We start from the raw sequence: 19,529 nt of genomic DNA, 5'->3' as shown, positions 1-19,529 counted from the left end.
ACAGCGGAATGTGATCCCCCCCCGGAGGGGAATCATCAGCACGGCAAGGGTGGGGCGTAAGTGGCTGAGAGCATCCTTCTGCGTTTCCTGAAAGGCGGGCTCATCGATGTCAATGGAGACGACGCTAAGCTCGACAAGATCGGCGCTGCTGCCGGTGAGCTGGCCAGTGAGCTGAGGAAGTCTCCTTCCAAAGCAGTGGCATACGTCCTCGCGGCTGTCGACCCCGAGGTGGACGGGGACGACCCCGTGATCGTCGAAGCGCTCGATGCCCTCAGCAAGCACTGGGTGACGTACGTGAACACGTTCTCCGGCACACCGGTTGCCGTGGCTCGCGCCATTGTTCTCGAGGGTTTGGTCCAGGCAGCTACGGACACCCCCTCCGTCGGAGCGGCTTTCGTTGCCCTGGCTCGCAATGCTTTCTCGGTTTCGGTGCCGAGTGCCGACACAGCGGTGTGGGCCGACGTGATCATGGAGATCGAGAAGGACGTCGATGCGCGGGCCGAAGCGGAGTGGGCGGTGCCCTCCTCCATCTCAGCCCCAATCGCGGACCTTAAGGTACCGGAGCTCACGCCACTGACGGTGACCGCCGACCCTACGGATGTCGACCATCTCAAGGCCGGCTTCTATGCGGCGGCAGGCCCTCATTACGTTGACCCGCAGCAGGGGCAACAGTTGGTCTCGAACGGAAATCCACACTCGCCGCACAATAACCCTGTGCACTGGGCAGGTGAGTTCGGTAACCGTATGGCTGTTTCTGTGGCTGAGGCCCTGGATACGGCTGTAAACGGACTGACCGTTGGCAACGCCGACTTGTCGGAGCCCATCCGGTCACTGGCAACAGGCGTCTCCGAGTACGTTGCCGAGGCGCTGACCGCCGTGGCAGCCGCCACCACAAGCCTCCAGCGCAGGGTGGCCCTGGTGTGGTGGAAAGAGTCGCTGTTCTCTCCGACCCGCCGGGTCAGCTACCGGGACTTGCCCCCGACCGCGGCGGCAACGCTGATGGCCTTCGACCTGCACCAGCAGGTGCCGGTGTCATCCCCTGGCAGCGTGGTGGCCTTCCTGGCTGAGACGGTGATGTCCCTTCCCCTGGTTGACACGGAACAGACCTACGCGGTCAGTGACCTAGTCGAGCTTGCGCAGACCGAGAAGTCGCTGGATATGGCTCGCGGTGCGGGAGCGCTACTCACGGCGCCGCCCGAAGGCCGCGGTCCGGTGATCGCGCTGATCGCCCACTGCGATGCGCCTGCCTCACGCGACCGGAGCGCATTCCGCCGCTTGACCGGAGTGCCAGACGCTGCACGCCTGACGTTGGCGCAGTGGGCATGCTGGGTGTTCCGCGAACTCCAGGCCACCAGCGCCACAGCCGCCAGTAAGGCCAGCCGCAGCAGCAAGCGGCGAAGCCGAGGGTGAACGGTATGGACGACTGCCCACAGCAGAGCTGCTTCGTTCCCGACACCGGCTGCGCTCTCGGCCACGTCGACCTCTCTGCATGCCCCGTATATCACGGCTCGGGCAAGGACACTTCCGTGCCCGAGCCGACCGGTGATGTACTGCTGCCCTGGTCCGGCAGTGCACTGGGACTTGCCGATCTCGCCTTCGTCGCCGGCCGAGCCCGTCCCCGGATCATCGCGACTATCGGACCGCAGAACGCAGGGAAGACGACAATGTTAGGCGCCTGGTACCTGCTGTTGGGCCGAGGCGCCGCCGAATTGCGCGCAGGCCAGTTTGCAGGCTCCTTCTCGCTGGCCGGCTGGGAGGCAGTGGCGGAATCCCTGCGCTGGGCCCCCGGGCAGGCGCCCGGGTTTCCCCCGCACACCGCGAGCCGCAGCGGGCGGGCTCCGGGGTTGCTGCATCTGAGCTTTCGTGCCGGGCAGAAGCAGCCCGTGGACTACCTCTTCACCGACGCACCTGGCGAGTGGTTCCAGAAGTGGGCCATCAACAAGGACGGATCCGAAGCTGCAGGAGCCCGCTGGATCGCCGAACACGCGGACGTTTTTCTTCTCGTCGCCGACCGCGAAGCTCTGTCGGGCGCAAGCATGGGATCCGCCCGTAGCGCCCTGCAGCTACTCGCCGCCCGTGTGGCCGACGAGCGACAATCACGCCCCGTTGCGTTGGTGTGGACCAAATCAGATGTCTCTATCGCTCCCGCAATGGAGGAGTCCGTCCGCCAATCGGTATTCGGCCCGATGCCCGAGGCTGAGGAATTCTCGGTCAGTGTCACCCCGGGCGATGCCGGCGAACGACAGGCAGATGACGTTCTGACTCGACTCCTCGACTGGGCACTCACCTCACGACGGCCGCACGCCGCCCTACCGTCAGTCCCGTCAGGCAGCGACGACCCGCTCTTCATGTACGGGGTGAAACCGGCATGAGTGGTTCCGGCGATTCCATCCTTCTGCTCGGCGAGAGTGGTGTAGGTAAAACGCATTATGGGGCGCAAATGCTCAGGCGGCTCATGAAGAAGGACTGCCGACTGCGTATGAACGGCCAGGCTACAAACCTTGAGCCGTTCGAAGCGGCACTAGAAAGCCTCAGTGAAGGAAAAGCAGCCGATCACACGGCCACCTCCATCTATGTGGACAGCGTGTGGCCCGTATCGCAGGAAGACGGCACATCCGGACAAATCATCTGGCCCGAGTACGGCGGCGAGCAGATCAAATCCATGATCGAAACTCGCCGCGTGTCGGATGCCTGGTGCACGCGTGTCCAGCAGGCGGACCGCTGGATGCTGATGATCCGCCTCCAACAGACGCAGTTGGGCGACGACGTGCTCTCACGACCCCTTTCCGACTTGCGTAAAGCAGCGCCCGAGAATCCGGCTCACCAGATCTCGGACCAGGCGCGCCTCATTGAGCTTCTGCAAATGCTCGTTTACGTCAGGGGCATGTCGTCCCCAGGAGTTCGACCGGGAAGCCCACAGCTGGCCGTACTCCTCACTTGCTGGGATGAACTCGGATTCGAAGGCACTCCGTCCGAGGCGCTCCAGGTACGTCTGCCGATGTTCTGGGCGTTTCTCAGTGCTACGTGGCCCGCACCCACTGTCATGGGGCTGTCAGCCCTGGGCCGCCCCCTCACCCCGCACACATCTGACAGCGACTACTCCAGCCGGGGCCCGGAGCAGTTCGGGTTCGTCGTGACGCCAGAGGGTGAGCGCTCACCCGACCTCACCTGGCCAATCCACCTCCTCCTTGACAAACAGAGCCAACAAGAGGCGGACTAGGGCCTTGCGTATACATGCAGAACAGGCACTGTTCGGGGAGGTCCGGGGAGGGCACGGACTCAGGGATGCTAGTGGCCCCTGGAGCCTTGCAGCGGAGCTGGCACCCCGACTTGACCTGCCTGACACCGCGCCGCCCGGCGTGGAGTGGTCACCTTTCCTGTCAGGGTTTCCCCACCATGACCACTACGTGCTCGCTCGCACCTTTCTGGACGCGCAGGCAACACGGGCTGGCATGGTGCTGTCCCACGCGCTCATCGTGCCGCTCAATGATCTCGTCTCCGTCTCCGACTTGCGCCCCCTTCTCGCCTGGTTGATGGCCCGACCCCACGCCCCTCTGGCCATCACACCCCTGGAAGTCGAACTCGGGAACGACATCCCGCCTGCCGCAACCGATCTGCCAGCAGCTGCGGCAGCACTCGCACAGCGCTCGGCCGGCCCCGCGGTCCGCCTGGGCCACCAAGACTTCGACGACTTGGTCGTGTCTTTGTGGGCTCGGCTGTGGCCGGCCCTGCGTCGCAACTTCGCGTTCCGCCTGAGCTTCGGCCCCAGCGACCTTGTCGAGACTCCAACGCCAGCACTCGTTTGCACCCCTCACGCCCTCGTCGCGCGGTGGCGCGGGCACCAGCGGCTGGACACCGTGTCACCGGCGCCAGGTTCCCTGGCGGCCGCCGCCCTCACCGGCCACGAACAAGGCACGCTGCTACGCTCCTTCGCTGACGAAATCGGAGCCGAAGCCACCGCATTCAGCGAACTCCCCCTGCTGGAACAGGCCTACAGGCTGACCACCGACACGCCGGACACTATCGACAACACCATCACCGCCGTTCGGCTTGTGCAGCGGCTGTCACCCGAGCCCAGCCACGGCACAAACGGTAAGGCCAAGCTCCTGCAGCGCCTACTGCACCAGCTTGAAACCGCGACCGCTGGCGACGTTCTGACACTGCGCAACCTCGACATGCAAGGGTTCGAGCACGCGCAGGCTGTATGGACCCATCTGGAGACCTGGACGGGGGACAACACCTTCCCGCCGGCCCAGGACACCTCGTTCACGACGATGATCCAGGACGCCATACACACGTCCAAGAGCACGCGCCAGTGGAGGGAGGCCGTACTTGGAGGCCTGCGGAAGGCAGCAGGCACACCAGGTCCGGCGTTCGCCCGCGCCGTGTGGCGCTGGGTCGCCGCTGATCCAGAACTCACGCGACCCCTGTGGACAGCGGCTAGGCCGGACCACGCACTGGTAGGTCGATTGGTTGAAGCAGCTCCGCGCATGCTTCCCCTCCGCGCGGCGCAGCACATGATCGACATCGCTCGCGAAGAGCGCTTTCCCCGGCTGCACGGCGCCGCGGTGTCGACCGCCTTCCCTCCGTGCGAGGCCGCCCGCCTCCAACTCACCGCCGAACCCCACTCCGTTGCAGATGGCCTGGAACTGGCGTTGAGGAACGCGACGCCAGAAGAGATTGTGCGCTGCTCCGTCGACATCGGCGACGCACGGATGATTGACCTGGCGGGCAACTACGCCGCCCGGACGCCAGTCCTCCTCGCGGACCTCGACTTCTCCACTCAGACAGTTCAGACCTTGTGGACGGCTTCGCTGAAATACGACCTGAACGCCTGGCAAGGTCCTGCTAATCCACAAGCCGCATTCCACGCTGCTCTCACCGACCTCATCGACGGTCGACCGGTTCAGGACGGCCTCATCCGCTGCCTGTCCCGCACCCCCCTGGCTGACCTCGGTGCCTTCCCACGCCGTTCCGAAGTATGGGCCAAACTCAGCAGCCTAGATCTCGACGCTCTCACTCGGGCGACCGTACACGGATGGCTCGAGAAGGCCTGTACGGGCCTGCCCCCCTTCCGCCTGGAACCGCACCTCCAAACCGCTGTTCTCCGAAGTCCCGAACTCGACAGCCAACTCAGCCGCATGGAAGCCGGTGAGGTAGTCGGGATTGTGACGGCGTTGCCGACATTCGACGAATACCGCTTCCGTAGATGGCTTCGCGCAGCGCTCTCGCATGGACAGCGCATTCCTCCCTCCACATGGGAGGCCATCGGCGATCTCGCACTCGACCGGCATTGGAAACACACGGCTGACGAGCTCACAGGAATGCTGCGACAAGGACGTGACGACGTCCGGCCCGCGCTGCGCGCGTGCCTGCCTATGATCGGTCTGTTGGACCGATGGCGACTCAAGTTGTCTGCCATCAGCCCCGCCGAAAGGTGGAAAGCACTGGAAGACCTGGCGGCCGAACTCTACCCGGCAGGGCCCAACGACCAGGAGCTGTGGGAACGAGCCGGAGGCCGTACGGCCGATCTCGACCAACGAGGCAGTGGCCGCACACGGTGGCACCAAGCACTCCAGCGCATCGAGCACGGCATCGGAAATCCTCACCTGAAGCAACTGCTGAATGAAATGCGTAACGACTACCCAGCGAATCAGCCACTTCGCTTCTTCGCCGATAACCAAGAATTCACGAACGAGCGATGACCGCCGAGCGGTACGCAAAGAAAATGAGGCTACGAAAAGGTGACCCTCGGAACAAGACGAGCACTAGTAATCGGCATTGCCAACTACGAAAATATAAGCAGCCTCCCAGAAGCCGTGCTGAACGACGCCCGGGACACCGCATCCGTCCTCCGGGCAGCAGAGTACTGCGGTTTCCCCCCGGACCAAGTCCAGGTCCTCCTGGACGACCAGGCGACCTTGCACGGCATTCGATCCGGCCTGGCCGACCTGGCATCAACATCCACGGCGGAAGACACCGTCGTCATCTTCTTCTCGGGACATGGCGGCCGATTCCCCACAGGGGTAGGCGATACAAGCGCCCTCCTCCCTGTGGACTTCCAGACCAATAATCTTCTGGGAGCCACCCTCCCCGAAGTTGAGCTCACCGCAGCACTCGCCGCAATCAAGGCACAACGGCTCCTGGTACTGATTGACGCCTGCCACGCCGGCGGAGTGGCCGCGCTGAAGACACACACCGACGAAGACTCTATCCACGCCGGGTTCAGCGAAAAGTCTCTCCAACAACTCGCCCAGGGCACCGGCCGCGTCGTCATTGCATCATCGCGCGCGCAGGAATACTCCCTGGTACTGAACGGCGAACGTAACAGCGTATTCACTCAGTATCTCCTCGAAGCACTCGAAGGAAAAGCGCGCACAACGGGAGACGGTCTCATTCGGGTCTTCGATGTCTTTAACCACGTCGCCGAAAATGTCCGCACAGCCTTTCCCGGGCGACAGCACCCTATCTTCAAGGCCTCCGACCTGGAAGACAACTTCCCCATCGCACTCGACCGCGGCGGCCTGAAAACCCCGACCTCCGCACAACCGGTTCAGCCCGACCACTGGCGCACGATCGAAACGATCATGACCGACCTGTACCCCGCCGGTCCGACCGATCAGGAAATCTGGGCCCGCGCAGGCGGAGACATCTCACGCCTGAAACTCCAGGGAACCGGCCGCGCGAACTGGTTCGCCGCACTGCGCAACCTCAAACTCGGCGGAGGGGGTCAGCAAATCAGTCTCCGCACACTGCTCGATACGGCAACCGACGACTTCCCGCACCATCCCGAACTCACAGCCCTGAAGGACCGGGAATAGGTGCATCATCGCGCCCGTTTCTGAATTTCCGAATGTACGCTGAAGAGATATTAGGTGCGGACGGGGCCGGGAAGACGAGGAAAACCGCTAGCTGTGGACTGTGCTCAAGCCGGAAGGGACCACTTCCATAGGCAGCGCCAGTGTTGCCGAGGCTGGGTTTGGAGGGCCATGGAGTAACCCCCAAAATTCCGACACCTGGACGCTGGATGTTTCGTCATCCAGAGGGAGTGATCCACGGCAGCAAAGCGGAAGAATTACCCCGAAGAGTTCAAGCGGAATGCAGTGGACCTGGTTCGTCCCTCGAAGGACCGCCCCCTCACGGACATCGCCTCCAGCCTGAGTGTCCAGGAGACGTTACGCAAGTGGGTCCGCGACGACAATCGCCGAGAGGCAGCGAACGGCGGGGTGACGCCGATATGACCTCGGATGAAAAGGATGAACTCAAGCGCCTGCGGCGGGTGAACGCACGACTGAAGGAGGGCACGAGATTCTCCGGAAGGCCGCCGCCTATTTCGCGAGGAAGACGACGCGGTGAATCCGCTTCCGTTTCGTCGACGAACACCGGAGCACCCATGGCGTGAAGCGCATGTGTGACGTCCTGGACTGGGACCGCTCCGGCTACTACTGGTGGCACACGAACGAGGAGGCACGGCGGGAGAAAGCCGAGACGGAGACACCTCGTACATGTACTTCCGAGTGCATCAGCATCCGAGATGTCTGCTCCATAGCGACTCCGGGCCGGATTTAACACCCGGAATGCCCGGATATGCTGCATGGGCAGCAGACAGAAACGACGATACCCGTAGCGCAGATTCGACCCAGATTCGACCCCGATGGTTTGTTTAGCGGAAAAACAATGCCCCTGACCTGCGGAAATACGGGGCGGCAGACGAGTCGGGCTGTACGCCGGGTTCTGTCGCCCGACTGCCTCGCGGCGGTCGGGGAGACGGCCATCCATCTAGGGCCGGTGTTGCCACCGGCCTCGTGCGGTCTACCCGGGGACTCGGGCGGGCAGCCCTCGGACGTCCTCGCAGAGCCGCTTGTTACGGCGGCTCCTTTTGACCTTGCTCCAGGTGGGGTTTACCTAGCTGCCCAGGTCACCCTGGGCACTGGTGGTCTCTTACACCACCGTTTCACCCTTACCGAGGACCGAGGTCCCCGGCGGTCTGTTTTCTGTGGCACTGTCCCGCGGGTCACCCCGGGTGGCCGTTAGCCACCACCTTGCCCTGTGGAGCCCGGACGTTCCTCGGGAAGCCCCCCGTCAAGGGGACTCCACGCGGCCGTCCGCCCGGCTCGTCTGCCGTGGCGACCATGTTACCGGGCTCGCATCCTTCGCAGGACCGGCCGCCGTGGCCAGGACCGAGCCCGCCAGGATCAGGGTGAAGGCGACCCCCATTCCCGGCGTCAGCTCCTCGCCCAGGAACAACGCCCCCGCCGCCACCGCCACCGCCGGGTTGACGTACGTGATCACCGTCGAGCGCGTCGGGCCGACCTCCTTGATCAGCTCCAGGAACGCGACGAACGCCACCGCCGTGCAGATCACCCCCAGGCCCGCCAGCGCCAGCACCACCGACGTCGAAGGCATGACCGACGGCCAGGTCATCGCGGCCGGCGTCGCGTACACCAGCGCCGCCAGGCCCAGGCAGGACGCCGTGAGCTGCAAGGACGGGACCTCCCTCAGGTGTCGTGCCGCTATCAGCGGAGCCGTGGCGTAGCCCACCACCGTCACCAGTACCTCCGCCAGCGACCTCGCGTCCCCTCCCGTCAGGTGCGGGACCGTCAGGACTCCCACCCCTGCCAGGCCCAACCCCAGACCCGTCAACCGCCTCGCCCCCAGCCGCTCCGTGTCCCCGAAGAAGCGCGCCAGTGTCACCCCCACGATCGGCACCCCGGCGATCAGCAGACCCGCCGTCGAGCTGGACAGGTGGCGTTCGGCGTCCGTCAGCGTGAACCACGGGCCGATGATCTCTATGCACGCGAACGCCAGCATCGGCTTCCAGGCCCGCCTGACCGTCCCGCCCAGGCCCCGCACCGCGAACGGCAGCAGCAGCGCCGCGCCCAGCGCGCAGCGCGTGAACACCACGAAGGACGGGGACAGCGGGGCCTCCACCGCCACCTTGATCATCAGGTAGGGGATGCCCCAGACCACTCCCATCAGGGAGAACAGGAACCAGCCGCGTGCAGTCATGCGCACACCTTCGGCCCGATCAGGGCCTGACGTCTTGAACGCTGTTGCGGTACGCCGCCGGGGTCACCCCGAGGACGCGGCGGAACCAGCGGGTGAGGTGCGCCTGGTCCGCGAAGCCGACCAGCGACGCCACATCGGCGGGGCGGATCCCCGACTCCAGCAGGCGGCGGGCCCGGTGCACCCGGTGCTGGGCCAGCCAGGCGTACGGCGGTATCCCCATCGTCGTACGGAAGGCACGGAGCAACTGGTAGCGGGAAAGGCCCTGTTCCGCGGCCAGGTCCGCCAGCGAGGGGGGTTCCAGCAGTCCGTCGGCCAGACGGTCTCGGACGGCGAGCGCGATGCGGTCGGCACCCGGCACCGTGTCCGGCGCCGGGCGGGATGCCGAGTGGCGGCGGGCCAGTGCCGTGAGCAGCCATGGGAGGCGGGACTCGGCCTCCAGGGGGTCGGGGCAGGCGTTCAGGTCCGTGTGGACCACGAGCAACGCCGCGGCCAGTTCCGGGTCGTCTATCAGCGGCTCACGGAAGTGCGGCAGGCCCAGCATCCCGTCCTTCAGCAGCCCCGTATCCGCGTACAGCGCGCGGTACGCGTAGCCGTCCGTCGCGTTTCCGGGGCCGCCCGTGTGCACCTCCCCCGGCGCCAGTACGACGATGGAGCCCGGGCCCGTACGGATGTGGCCGCCCCGGTAGTCGATGACCTCCGAGCCGCCGACGCAGACGCCGACCGTGAACTCGTCGTGGGCGTGCGGGGCGTAGACGTGCTTGTCGAAACGGGCCGTCAGAAGGTCCAGGCGCGGTCCGCACCGGCCCAGCCGCGCCCTCGTCCACACGGCCTGCTCACCCATCCGACGCCCCCGTTCCCGCTTCCCCGGCCAGGACGGGCCCGTCCTGGAGGACTCTCACGGATGGAACGCCTTCAGGCCCCTTTCCCATGCCGCCGCCAGGTCCGCGTCGTCCGGAAACCGTCCGTGGATCTCCAGGACCACCATCCCGTGGGCGAACGCCCACACCGAACGGGCCAGGTCGATGTCGCCGCCACACACCCGCATCAGCGGCATCGCGGCCCGGTCCTCCAGGCCGGCGGGCAGTGCGGCGCGGGGCAGGGGGCGTTCGGTGGCGAGGCAGTAGAGGTGGGGGTGGTCGAGGGCGTAGGTGCGATACGTCTCCGCCAAGGTCGGGAGGGAACCGGGCTCGCGTGCTTCCGCCGCCTCCATCGCCGCCGCCGACTCCTCCAGCATCTGCGCGATCAGCTCCACCTCCACGGCGTGCTTGTCGGGGAAGTGCTTGTAGAGGGAGGGCGCCTTGATGCCGAGGCGGTCGGCGAGGGTCCGCAGGGTGAGCGCGGCGGGCCCGGACTCCTCCAGGAGGGTCCGGGCGGCCGTCGCGATCTCGCGGGCGCGGGGAGTGAGACGGTCAGTCACGCCGGAAGCCTTCCTTGGCTCCACGCCGGAAGCCCTCCTCGGTTCCACGCTGGAAACCCTCCTCCGTTCCACGCTGGAAGCCCTCCCTCGTACGCAGTCCGTAGCCGAAGGCGCGATCGTACGAGATGTGGGCGAGCCAGCCGCACAGGGCCGCGAAGGCGGGGGGCCAGGCGAAGAAGGGCTGGACCGAGTAGGCCAGCAGCAGGCCCAGGGGGATCAGGGCCCGGTGCATCGCGTTGTAGTACGGCACCGCGCGCGGCGGCAGCTGTCCCTTCGCCATCCGGGGCGCGTCGTCGAGGGCCACCAGGAAGGTCAGGTCCGGCAGGACGAAGAAGGCGAGCGCGAGGGTGCCGGCCGGCCAGCCGTGGTTGACGGCCTCCAGGACCGCGAAGGCGGACCAGAACAGGGCGTTGGCGAGCCATGCGGTGCGGCGGGCCAGGGAGAGGACCGAGCGGTGCGGGGTGGTGGCGTTCGCGACGGTGCTCATGACTGCCTCCGGTCGATGACTCGATCGCTGGATGCGATCCACTGGTTAGCTAACAGCGTTAGCCTCACATCCGTAAAAGTAAGGCTAACGGCGTTAGCCGTCAAGAGGAGGTGCCGGCACCGCCCACAGCGCACCACCGCTTGACCCTGCCGCAACGTCAACGTCTCTACTGATCCCATGCGGATCGGAGAACTCGCCGCCGCCGTCGGCGTCACCACGCGGACCGTGCGGCATTACCACCATCAGGGGCTGCTGCCGGAGCCGGAGCGGCTGGGCAACGGGTATCGGGACTACACGCTGCGGCACGCCGTCGTGCTCGCGCGGATCCGGCGGCTGACCGAGTTGGGGCTGGGGCTCGCGGAGGTGCGGGACGTGCTGGCCGATGACACGGAGAAGGAGCTGACCGAGATCCTCCAGGAGCTGGACGAGGATCTCGCGCGGCAGGAGACGGCGATCCGGGAGCGGCGGGTGCGGCTGCGGGCGTTGCTGGACGCCGGCGAACTGCCTGCCGAGGGGCCCGTCTCTCCCGAACTCGCCGTCCTGTTCAGCGCGATGACGCCGCTGTCCGACTCCCCCATGGCCGCCAAGGACCGCGAGGTCCTCGCACTGATCGAGACCGCCGCGAGTCCGGAGGAACGGGAGCGGCTGATGAGTGCCGTCGGCTCGGCGCTCGGCTCACCCGAGGCCGTCACCGCGGCCAACGAGGCGTACGCGCTGCTCGACGCCCTCGCCGACGCGGCCCCCGGCGACCCCGAGGTCGCCGAGGCGGCCCGTACGCTCGCGGCCCTCATCCCGCCGGAACTCCTGCCCTCGACCGACATCGACGAGGACCACAGTTTCCTGCGCGCCTTCTACGCCGACTTCGCCCCGGCCCAGGCGGAGGCCATCCGCCGCGCCCTGCGCATCCTCACCCGCGTCCGCACCGAGGAGGAGACATGAGAACGGCGGCCTCCGCCCTCGTACGGCACGAACTGCGGCTGCTCGTCAGCCTCGTGCTGTGGGCGGCGCAGCGGACGCACCAGGCCCGCCGCGGACAGGGATTCGGATACGCCCGTGGCGAGGGCCCGTTGATGTTCGGGTTCGCGTTCGTGTGCGTGATCGAGTCGGTGACCATGTCCGTGCTCCTGCGGGACCTGCCGGCCGTGCACCGGCCCGTTCTCGTCCTGGACGTCTACACCGTCGTCCTCGTCGTCGGCATGCACGCGGCCAACGTCGTACGGCCCCACGTGCTCGCGGCCGACTCCCTGCGGATCCGACGGTCCGCGCACGTGGATCTGCGTGTACCGCTACGGCACATCGCCTCCGTACGACGCGAGTTGCGCACCACCCACCACCGCGCCGACGGCGAACTCGACCTCACCATGGGCGCACGGACCACCGTCACCCTCGAACTGGCCCAGCCAGTCACCCACTTCACCTTCTTCGGGCGGCCGAAGCAGATCCACCTCGTCCGCTTCCACACCGACGAACCCGGCGAGCTCGTCCGCGCGATCACGCACGCTCGAAACGCACAGGTCCCGGGCCCGCCTGGGTGAGGCGGACCCGCAGCCGCTCGCCCAGAGGCAGACCGGCACCCTCGATCCGTCCGATGACCGCCGGTGACTCCAACTGCACCACGCCCACCGTCGGTCGGCGCTCCTCCACCTCCACCACGCAGCCGTCGAACACCTCCCCCACCCGGTCCTTCAGCAGGGCCCCCTCGACGATGTCCACGCAGGCCCGTTCCACCGCGCCCGCGCGTCGGCCGCCCTCGGCCATTTCGCGCGGCAGCTGATCAAAAGCGGCGAGGACCCAGTCGGGCACCGGCTCCCCCGCCACCGCCGCCAGACAGATCTCCGACGCGTACCGGTCGGCCAGGCGGCGCAGGGGAGCCGTGCAGTGGGCGTACGGCGCGGCGACCGCGGAGTGGGTGGTGATGTCGGGCAGTACGCCGTCCCGGAAGACCGTGTAGCCCGCGCCCCGCAGCAGCGTCGTGCACTCCTGGAGGAACGCCGCGTGGTGCGGGACACGCGGGTCCAGGGAGCGGACCAGCGCCGCGTACGACACATGGTGCGGCCAGTCGATGTGCAGGGCGTGGGCCGTACGGCGCAGGCGGCCCACCGCGCCGTCGGGGGCGGCGGGGAGGGTGCGGAGCACGCCGGTGCCGTACGCGAGCATCAGGTCGGCCGCGGCCATGCCGGTGAGCAGGGAGATCTGGGCGTTCCAGCCGTCTGCGGGCGTTCCGGCGCGGTAGGTCAGTTCGTACGTGCCGTCCCGCTCCACGATCTCCTGCTCGGGGACCTTCAGCGAGATCCCGCCCCGCTCCACCTCCAGTTCCTCCCGCAGCCGCCCGATCACCTCCAGCAGGGCGAGCGGCTCCTCGGCGGTCTTCGCGGAGATCTCCTTCTGTACGCCCTCGTAGTCGAGCTTCGCCCGGCTGCGGACCAGCGCGCGGCGTACGTCGACGGCCTCCGTACGGCCCTCCGCGTCGAGGTCGATCGTCCACAGTGCGGCCGGGCACACCTGGTCCGGCAGCAGGCTGGCCGCGCCCTCGCTCAGCGGGGTCGGGTGCAGGGGGACCTTCTCGTCCGGGAAGTAGAGGGTCATCACCCGCCGGTGGGTCTCCTGGTCCAACGCCGATCCGGGTACGACGAAGGCGGCGACGTCCGCGATGGCGTACCGGACGCGGTAGCCGCTGCCCCGGCGGGAGAGGTGCATCGCCTGGTCGAGGTCGGTGGAGGTGGGCGGGTCGATGGTGAACAGGGGGATGTCGGTGGCGTCGTACGACGGGAGTACGGGAGGTGTCCCGACGTCCGCCATGGCCCCCGGCGGATAGGTCTCCGGCACTCCCAGTTCGGTGCGCAGCGCTGTGAGGGCGGCCCGGAGGGGGGCTTCGGGGGCGCCGGTCACGCGGATGTGGCGGCGGGGCATACAGCGAGGGTAAGCACATCGGGGCCCGTACGCTGTCCGGGAGCTCTACTGGATCCAAAGGATCTACAGCCCTAAGGATCTACAGGATCTACAGCCCTACAGAAGGAGATCCCGCCCGTGCTTGTCCTGCTGCCGCCGTCCGAAGGCAAGGCCTCCTCCGGTCGTGGCGCTCCGCTGAAGCTGGAGTCGTTGTCGCTGCCGGGGCTGACCGAGGCCCGTGCGGCCGTGCTCGGCGAGCTCGTCGAACTGTGCGCCGGTGACGAGGACAAGGCGCGCGAGGTGCTCGGGCTGAGCGAGGGGCTGAGGGGCGAGGTCGGCAAGAACACCGAGCTGCGGACCGCCGGGGCGCGGCCCGCCGGGGAGATCTACACGGGTGTGCTGTACGACGCTCTGGAGCTGTCCTCCCTCGACGCGGCCGCCAGGAAGCGGGCCGCCCGTCAGCTGCTCGTCTTCTCGGGGCTGTGGGGTGCCGTCGGGGTCGCCGACAGGATCCCGTCGTACCGGTGCTCCATGGGTGTGAAGCTGCCCGGCCTCGGAGCGCTCGGCGCGCACTGGCGTACGCCGATGGCGGCGGCGCTTCCCGAGGCCGCCGGGGACGGGCTGGTGCTGGATCTGCGGTCCTCGGCCTATACGGCGGCGTGGAAGCCGAAGGGGGACGTGGCCTCGCGGACGGCGGGTGTGCGGGTGCTCCACGCGCCGACGCGAAAGGTGGTCAGCCACTTCAACAAGGCGACCAAGGGGCGGATCGTACGGAGTCTGCTGTCGGCGGGCATCGCTCCGGCGGGGCCCGCCGAGCTGGTGGAGGCGCTGCGGGACCTCGGGTACGTGGTGGAGGTGGAGCCGCCGAAGGGGGCGGGGAAGGCCTGGTCGCTGGATGTGCTGGTGGACGAGATCCACTAGGAACCAACCCAACCCGGCCAGCCATTGCGCACTCTGCAACGCTCGTTGCGCGCCTCGCTCCTCGTGGGCACGATGAGGCCATGAGTGTGCTGGATCTCGCCCCCGTCGTGCCCGTCGTCGTCATCGAGGACGCCTCCGATGCCGTGCCGCTGGCGCGGGCGCTGGTGGCCGGAGGGCTGCCGGCGATCGAGGTGACCTTGCGGACGCCGGTCGCGTTGGACGCGATCCGGGCGATCGCCGACGGGGTGCCGGGCGCGGTGGTCGGGGCGGGGACGGTCGTGACGCCGGAGCAGGTGACGCGGTGCGTACGGGCCGGGGCGCGGTTCCTCGTCAGCCCGGGCTGGACGGACGTGCTCCTCGACGCGATGCGGGCGTCCGGGGTGCCGTTCCTGCCGGGGGTGTCCACGGTGTCGGAGGTGGTGGCGCTCCTTGAACGCGGGGTGCGGGAGATGAAGTTCTTCCCGGCGCAGGCGGCGGGCGGAACGGCGTATCTGAGGTCGCTGGCCGGGCCGCTGCCCCAGGCGCGGTTCTGCCCTACGGGGGGTATCGGTCCGGCGAACGCGCCGGAGTATCTGTCCCTGCCCAACGTCGGCTGCGTGGGCGGGACCTGGATGCTGCCCCCGGATGCGGTCGCCGCGCGGGACTGGGCCCGGATCGAGGAGCTGGCCCGCGCGGCGTCGGGGCTCAGGGACGCAGGTGGGACGTGTCGTTGAAGAGCCGTACGCTCGCGTTGCCGTCGGCGTAGTACGCCACGGCGGACAGGGACGCGGCCGACAGTTCCATCCGGAACAGGGACTCCGGCGGGGCGCCGAGCGCGAGGCGTACGAACGTCTTGATCGGCGTGACGTGGGTGACGAGCAGGACCGTGCGTCCCGCGTATGCCGCGACCAGCTTGTCCCTCGTCGCCGCGATACGGGTGGCGGTGGCCGCGAAGCTCTCACCGCCGCCGGTGGGTTCGGCGTCGGGGTCGGAGAGCCAGGTGTTGAGGTCGTCGGGGTACCGCTCCCGCACCTCGGCGAAGGTGAGCCCCTCCCACGCGCCGAAGTCGGTCTCCCTGAGCCCGTCCTCGACGGTCACGTCCAGCCCGAGCCGCTCGGCCACGGCGGCGGCGGTCTCCCGGGTACGGGTGAGGGGCGAGGCGAGGATCTCCTGGACCGTCCCACGCCGGGCGAGGGCGGCGGCGACGCGCTCGGCCTGCTCACGCCCGACCTCGGACAGGGACGGATCGGTCCCCCCACTCCCCGAGAACCGCTTCTGCGGAGTCAACGGCGTCTCCCCGTGCCGCAGCAGCACGAAAGTCGCCGGCGCCCCCATGTCCGCCGGCGCCCACCCAGGACTCGCGACCACCTTCGCGGCACGCACATCAGCCGCAGCGGCTCCGCCGCCCGAGAACTCCACCGCTCCGCGGCGGGAAGCGTCGGCAGGGGAAGGAGCGGCGGTCACGTCCGGCTCCGCCGTAGAAGCCGCGACGGACGATGAGTCAGCCACGTCGGTCTCCGCCGTGGAAGCCGCGACGGACGCGGAGTCAGCCACGTCCAGCTCCGCCGTGGACGCCGACGCAGTCCACCGCTCCCCCCTCTTCCCCGCATCCATCGCCTCGTTCGCCAACCGGTCGGCGTGCTTGTTGCTGGCCCGTGGGATCCACTCGTACGTCACCTGGTCCGCCGGATACACCCGCCCCGCCTCCATCGCGAGCGGCTTCATGTCCGGGTGCTTGATCTTCCAGCGGCCCGACATCTGCTCGACGACGAGCTTGGAGTCCATGCGGACGTGGACGGAGGCGGCGGGGTCCAGTTCATGGGCCGCGCGGAGGCCGGCCAGCAGGCCCCGGTACTCGGCGACGTTGTTGGTCGCGACGCCGATGTACTCGGCCCGCTCCAGCAGCGTCTCGCCCGTCGTCGCGTCGATGACCACGGAACCGTAGCCCGCGGGGCCGGGGTTGCCCCGGGACCCGCCGTCGGCCTCGACGATGAACTCCCGCACGACACAGGCTCCTAGAGGCCGGACTCGGACGTGCGCACCAGGATGCGGGCGCAGTTCTCGCAGCGGACGACGGTGTCCGGCGCGGCCGAGCGGATCTCGTTGATGTCGGTGATCGCCAGCTCCTGGCGGCAGCCCTGGCAGGTCCGCTGGTACAGCTTCGCCGCGCCGATGCCGCCCTGCTGCACGCGCAGCTTGTCGTAGAGCTTGAGCAGGTCCGCGGGGATCGTGCCCGAGACGACCTCGCGCTCCTTGGTGACGGTGGCGACCTCGCCGTCGATGCCCTCGAACGCCGCCTCCCGGCGGGCCGTCGCGTCGTCGATCTTGCCCTGCACCGCACCGACCCGCTCGGTCAGCTCGACGACCCGCTCCTGCGCGGACTCCCGGCGCTCCATGACCTCCAGGACGATGTCCTCGAGGTCGCCCTGGCGCTTGGCGAGGGAGGTGATCTCGCGCTGGAGGTTCTCCAGGTCCTTCGGGGAGGTGACGGCCCCGGAGTCCAGGCGCTGCTGGTCGCGGGTGGCGCGCTGGCGCACCTGGTCCACGTCCTGCTCGGCCTTGGTCTGCTCGCGGGCGGTGTCGCTCTCCTCGGTCTGCGCGGCGACCAGCAGGTCACGCAGCTGGGTGTGGTCCTTGGTCAGCGACTCGATCTCGGCGTGCTCGGGCAGCGACTTGCGCTTGTGCGCGAGCTGCTGGAGGCGGACGTCGAGGGACTGGACGTCGAGAAGGCGGATCTGGTCGGCGGGCGCGGCGTTCAGTTGGGGGCTCCAGGGGTTTCCGTCGGATTGGACGCCGCGTGGGCGGTCCAGGGGTCGGTGACCGTCTTGGAGACGTGGACGCGCAGGTCCCATCCGTGACGGTCGGAGATCTCGTCGAGCTGGGTCGCGGCCAGCTCGCACCAGGGCCATTCGGTGGCCCAGTGCGCCGCGTCGAGCAGCGCGAGAGGACTGTGGGCCACGGCCTCGGAGGCCGGGTGGTGGCGCAGGTCCGCGGTGAGGAAGGCGTCGACGCCCGCGGCGCGCACGACGTCGAAGAGGCTGTCGCCGGAGCCGCCGCTGACGGCGACCGTGCGGATCGTCGACTCCGGGTCACCGGCCACGCGGATGCCCTGCGCGGTGGCGGGGAGGCGGGCGGCGGCCCTCGCCGCGAACTCCCTCAGCGGCAGCGGGTGGTCCAGCTCGCAGATCCGGCCGAGGCCCCGGCGCCCCGAGGCGTCGGAGGGGTCCGGCACCAGCGGTCGTACGACACGGAGGTCCAGCGCGCCCGCGAGCGCGTCGCTCACGCCCGGGTCCGCCGTGTCCGCGTTCGTGTGCGCGACGTGCAGCGCGATGTCGTTCTTGATGAGGGTGTGGACGACGCGGCCCTTGAAGGTGGTCGCCGCGACCGTCGTCGTACCGCGCAGATAGAGCGGGTGGTGGGTGACCAGCAGGTCGGCGCCCAGCTTCACGGCCTCGTCGACGATCTCCTGGACCGGGTCGACGGCGAACAGGACCCGCGAGACCTCCTGGTCGGGGTCGCCCACGACGGTGCCGACCGCGTCCCAGGACTCGGCCCGCTCGGCGGGCCACAGGTTCTCCAGCGCGGTGATGACTTCAGACAGACGGGGCACGGGGGAAAGGCTACCTGGCTGGTCTGTGCCGATGTACCGGTCCGGCTCCCGATGACCCCGCCCAGCACAATCGTCCCGCTTTCCTCAGGCGAATCGTTCCTGGGCCACCCCTTTGTGTGAAGCGGTCGTCGGCTCGTCCCACGTCTGTGCGTGCGAAAACTAGCTTCGTGGCCGGAGGTGACCGAACGATGACGGCCTGTGCGATCGAGCCCACGGCGGCGGACGAGGACGGTACGCCGCAGGCTGGCTGCACGATCACCGCGGACGGCGCGTACGCCGCCCGCCTCACGCTGGACGGCGACTCCTGGTTCCCGGAGCGCTGGACGTTGGACGGCCCCGAGCCGTACGCGGTACCGCTGCCCGGCAACCAGCCGGAGGAGCCGGGCACCGAGGTGCAGCCGATGGGCGACGGACGGGTTCTGATCAGGCGGTTCACGGACGGGCGGCACAATTTCTCGCTGCTCTACCCGACCGGTCCCGACACCGGCGAGCTGCCGCTCGGGGCGGTCGAGTGCCCGGAGGAGGGCACCCGGCTGTGGCTGCTGCCGCCCGCGCCGGGCGGCGAGAAGGCGTACGCCCTCGCCGTGGGCCGGCACTCGACCGCCGTGTGGCTGGTGGCGGGGGGCGCCTTCGGGCCCGAGCATCTCGCGGAGATCCCGGGGCGCTGCTCGGGCGGGGTGTGGCTGGACCGGGCGGGGCGGATGCTGGCGCTCGACCGGGAGGTCGGGGGGTGCGTCAAGGCGATCGTGGTCGATCTGGAGCGGGGCGGTGAGGTGTCTCCGCTGCTCCAGATCGCCGCGGGCAGTGACGACCGGCTGCTGCTGGCCGACCCGGACAGCGGGCTGCTGCTGATCCGCTCGGACGCGCCCGGTGAGGAGCGGCTCGGCTGGGGGGTGCTCGGCGGCACGCTGCCGGTGCGGTTCCCGGAGAGCCTGCGGCTGCCCGAGTGCGTGGTGACACCGTTCGCCATCCAGCCGGGTCTTGTGCTGATGCCGGAGAGCTGCGCGGTGGCGCTGCGGATCGACGGGCCGGTCGGCAGCTGGGTCGGCATGTGGCGGCCGAACGGGCGGCGGGTCCACCATCTCGCGGCGCCCATGGGGTGGTTGACGGGCGCCGGGCTGTGGACGCGGGACGGGGTGCTGCGACTGCCGTACGCCACGGACGAAGTGCCGTGCGGGGTGGCGGGGTTGACGGTGCCCACGGGGGAACCGGGGGAC

The 19,529-nt window shown here is 68.6% G+C and carries 19 protein-coding genes and 1 other RNA gene; 12 read left to right on the top strand and 8 right to left on the bottom strand.

The genetic code is table 11. The features are described from left to right. Positions 1–60 precede the first annotated feature (60 nt). The 5 genes from HLK59_RS22955 (at position 61) to HLK59_RS51190 (ending at position 6,821) form a co-directional block, all read left to right on the top strand. On the top strand, positions 61–1,410 hold the full coding sequence (locus tag HLK59_RS22955; protein WP_171143377.1) for a GTPase-associated system all-helical protein GASH: 1,350 nt from the start codon (positions 61–63) through the stop codon (positions 1,408–1,410). A 116-nt stretch (positions 1,411–1,526) separates the two neighbouring features. Continuing rightward, entirely contained in the window at positions 1,527–2,372 is an 846-nt protein-coding gene (locus HLK59_RS22950) for a hypothetical protein (RefSeq protein ID WP_346779800.1), read from the top strand. Next, the gene (locus HLK59_RS22945) at positions 2,369–3,220 is read left to right on the top strand and encodes a hypothetical protein (RefSeq protein WP_206327476.1); all 852 of its coding nucleotides are present in this window, start codon (positions 2,369–2,371) and stop codon (positions 3,218–3,220) included. The genes HLK59_RS22950 and HLK59_RS22945 overlap by 4 nt, the downstream gene beginning before the upstream one ends. Then, entirely contained in the window at positions 3,147–5,705 is a 2,559-nt protein-coding gene (locus HLK59_RS22940; RefSeq protein ID WP_346779799.1) for an effector-associated domain EAD1-containing protein, read from the top strand. The genes HLK59_RS22945 and HLK59_RS22940 overlap by 74 nt, the downstream gene beginning before the upstream one ends. 39 nt (positions 5,706–5,744) lie before the next feature. After that, on the top strand, positions 5,745–6,821 hold the full coding sequence (locus HLK59_RS51190) for a caspase family protein (protein WP_171143375.1): 1,077 nt from the start codon (positions 5,745–5,747) through the stop codon (positions 6,819–6,821). An 886-nt stretch (positions 6,822–7,707) separates the two neighbouring features. On the opposite strand, the gene rnpB is transcribed toward HLK59_RS51190, so the two are convergent. Further along, positions 7,708–8,117, bottom strand: an RNA gene (rnpB, locus tag HLK59_RS22925) — RNase P RNA component class A. A gap of 53 nt (positions 8,118–8,170) precedes the next feature. Between rnpB and HLK59_RS51180 the strand changes: the two genes are divergently transcribed. Together HLK59_RS51180 and HLK59_RS22915 are read left to right on the top strand one after the other, a co-directional pair. Next, entirely contained in the window at positions 8,171–8,536 is a 366-nt protein-coding gene (locus HLK59_RS51180; RefSeq protein ID WP_240982583.1) for a hypothetical protein, read from the top strand. A gap of 129 nt (positions 8,537–8,665) precedes the next feature. Next, positions 8,666–8,953 carry a hypothetical protein gene (locus HLK59_RS22915; RefSeq protein ID WP_171143374.1) on the top strand — a complete coding sequence of 96 codons (288 nt, stop codon included), beginning with the start codon at positions 8,666–8,668 and terminating at the stop codon, positions 8,951–8,953. A 75-nt stretch (positions 8,954–9,028) separates the two neighbouring features. On the opposite strand, the gene HLK59_RS22910 is transcribed toward HLK59_RS22915, so the two are convergent. The 3 genes from HLK59_RS22910 to HLK59_RS22900 are packed head-to-tail and all read right to left on the bottom strand — an operon-like array spanning position 9,029 to position 10,913. Then, on the bottom strand, positions 9,029–9,850 hold the full coding sequence (locus tag HLK59_RS22910; RefSeq protein WP_171143373.1) for an AraC family transcriptional regulator: 822 nt from the start codon (positions 9,848–9,850) through the stop codon (positions 9,029–9,031). A 54-nt stretch (positions 9,851–9,904) separates the two neighbouring features. Then, positions 9,905–10,426, bottom strand: coding sequence for a TetR/AcrR family transcriptional regulator (locus HLK59_RS22905; protein WP_171143372.1), 522 nt, complete (start codon positions 10,424–10,426; stop codon positions 9,905–9,907). Further along, a complete protein-coding gene (locus HLK59_RS22900; RefSeq protein ID WP_171143371.1) occupies positions 10,419–10,913 on the bottom strand; it encodes a DUF4260 family protein in 495 nt (164 codons plus the stop codon). Before HLK59_RS22900 ends, HLK59_RS22905 begins: the two co-directional genes overlap by 8 nt. 177 nt (positions 10,914–11,090) lie before the next feature. Between HLK59_RS22900 and HLK59_RS22895 the strand changes: the two genes are divergently transcribed. After that, positions 11,091–11,852 carry a MerR family transcriptional regulator gene (locus tag HLK59_RS22895; RefSeq protein WP_171143370.1) on the top strand — a complete coding sequence of 254 codons (762 nt, stop codon included), beginning with the start codon at positions 11,091–11,093 and terminating at the stop codon, positions 11,850–11,852. Next, entirely contained in the window at positions 11,849–12,448 is a 600-nt protein-coding gene (locus HLK59_RS22890) for a hypothetical protein (RefSeq protein ID WP_171143369.1), read from the top strand. The genes HLK59_RS22895 and HLK59_RS22890 overlap by 4 nt, the downstream gene beginning before the upstream one ends. Here the strand turns inward: HLK59_RS22890 and HLK59_RS22885 are convergent. Continuing rightward, complete coding sequence (locus HLK59_RS22885) at positions 12,405–13,823, bottom strand: RNB domain-containing ribonuclease (RefSeq protein WP_171143368.1); 1,419 nt, start codon at positions 13,821–13,823, stop codon at positions 12,405–12,407. The genes HLK59_RS22890 and HLK59_RS22885 overlap by 44 nt on opposite strands. Before the next feature lie 117 nt (positions 13,824–13,940). Here HLK59_RS22885 and yaaA point away from each other — a divergent pair, with 117 nt between their 5' ends. Both yaaA and HLK59_RS22875 read left to right on the top strand, forming a co-directional pair. Further along, on the top strand, positions 13,941–14,723 hold the full coding sequence (gene yaaA / locus HLK59_RS22880; RefSeq protein WP_171143367.1) for a peroxide stress protein YaaA: 783 nt from the start codon (positions 13,941–13,943) through the stop codon (positions 14,721–14,723). An 80-nt stretch (positions 14,724–14,803) separates the two neighbouring features. Then, complete coding sequence (locus HLK59_RS22875; protein ID WP_171143366.1) at positions 14,804–15,436, top strand: bifunctional 4-hydroxy-2-oxoglutarate aldolase/2-dehydro-3-deoxy-phosphogluconate aldolase; 633 nt, start codon at positions 14,804–14,806, stop codon at positions 15,434–15,436. Here HLK59_RS22875 and HLK59_RS22870 read toward each other — a convergent pair. Genes HLK59_RS22870 through HLK59_RS22860 form a run of 3 tightly spaced genes read right to left on the bottom strand, consistent with a single transcriptional unit; the run spans position 15,408 to position 18,312 of the window. After that, positions 15,408–16,706 carry a bifunctional RNase H/acid phosphatase gene (locus tag HLK59_RS22870; RefSeq protein ID WP_171143365.1) on the bottom strand — a complete coding sequence of 433 codons (1,299 nt, stop codon included), beginning with the start codon at positions 16,704–16,706 and terminating at the stop codon, positions 15,408–15,410. The two genes, HLK59_RS22875 and HLK59_RS22870, sit on opposite strands and share 29 nt — an antisense overlap. Positions 16,707–16,717: 11 nt before the next feature. Next, a complete protein-coding gene (locus tag HLK59_RS22865; protein WP_206327479.1) occupies positions 16,718–17,461 on the bottom strand; it encodes a C4-type zinc ribbon domain-containing protein in 744 nt (247 codons plus the stop codon). Then, entirely contained in the window at positions 17,458–18,312 is an 855-nt protein-coding gene (locus HLK59_RS22860) for a Nif3-like dinuclear metal center hexameric protein (protein ID WP_171143363.1), read from the bottom strand. The genes HLK59_RS22865 and HLK59_RS22860 overlap by 4 nt, the downstream gene beginning before the upstream one ends. A 188-nt stretch (positions 18,313–18,500) precedes the next feature. Here HLK59_RS22860 and HLK59_RS22855 point away from each other — a divergent pair. Next, on the top strand, positions 18,501–19,529 hold a 1,029-nt coding region (locus tag HLK59_RS22855; RefSeq protein ID WP_171143362.1), incomplete at its 3' end, for a hypothetical protein.

The sequence above is a fragment of the Streptomyces sp. S3(2020) genome (assembly GCF_013044505.1).
Classification (GTDB): Bacteria; Actinomycetota; Actinomycetes; order Streptomycetales; family Streptomycetaceae; genus Streptomyces.
The sequence above is the reverse complement of the archived record's forward strand: the minus strand, read 5'-3'. Positions and strand labels throughout refer to the sequence as shown.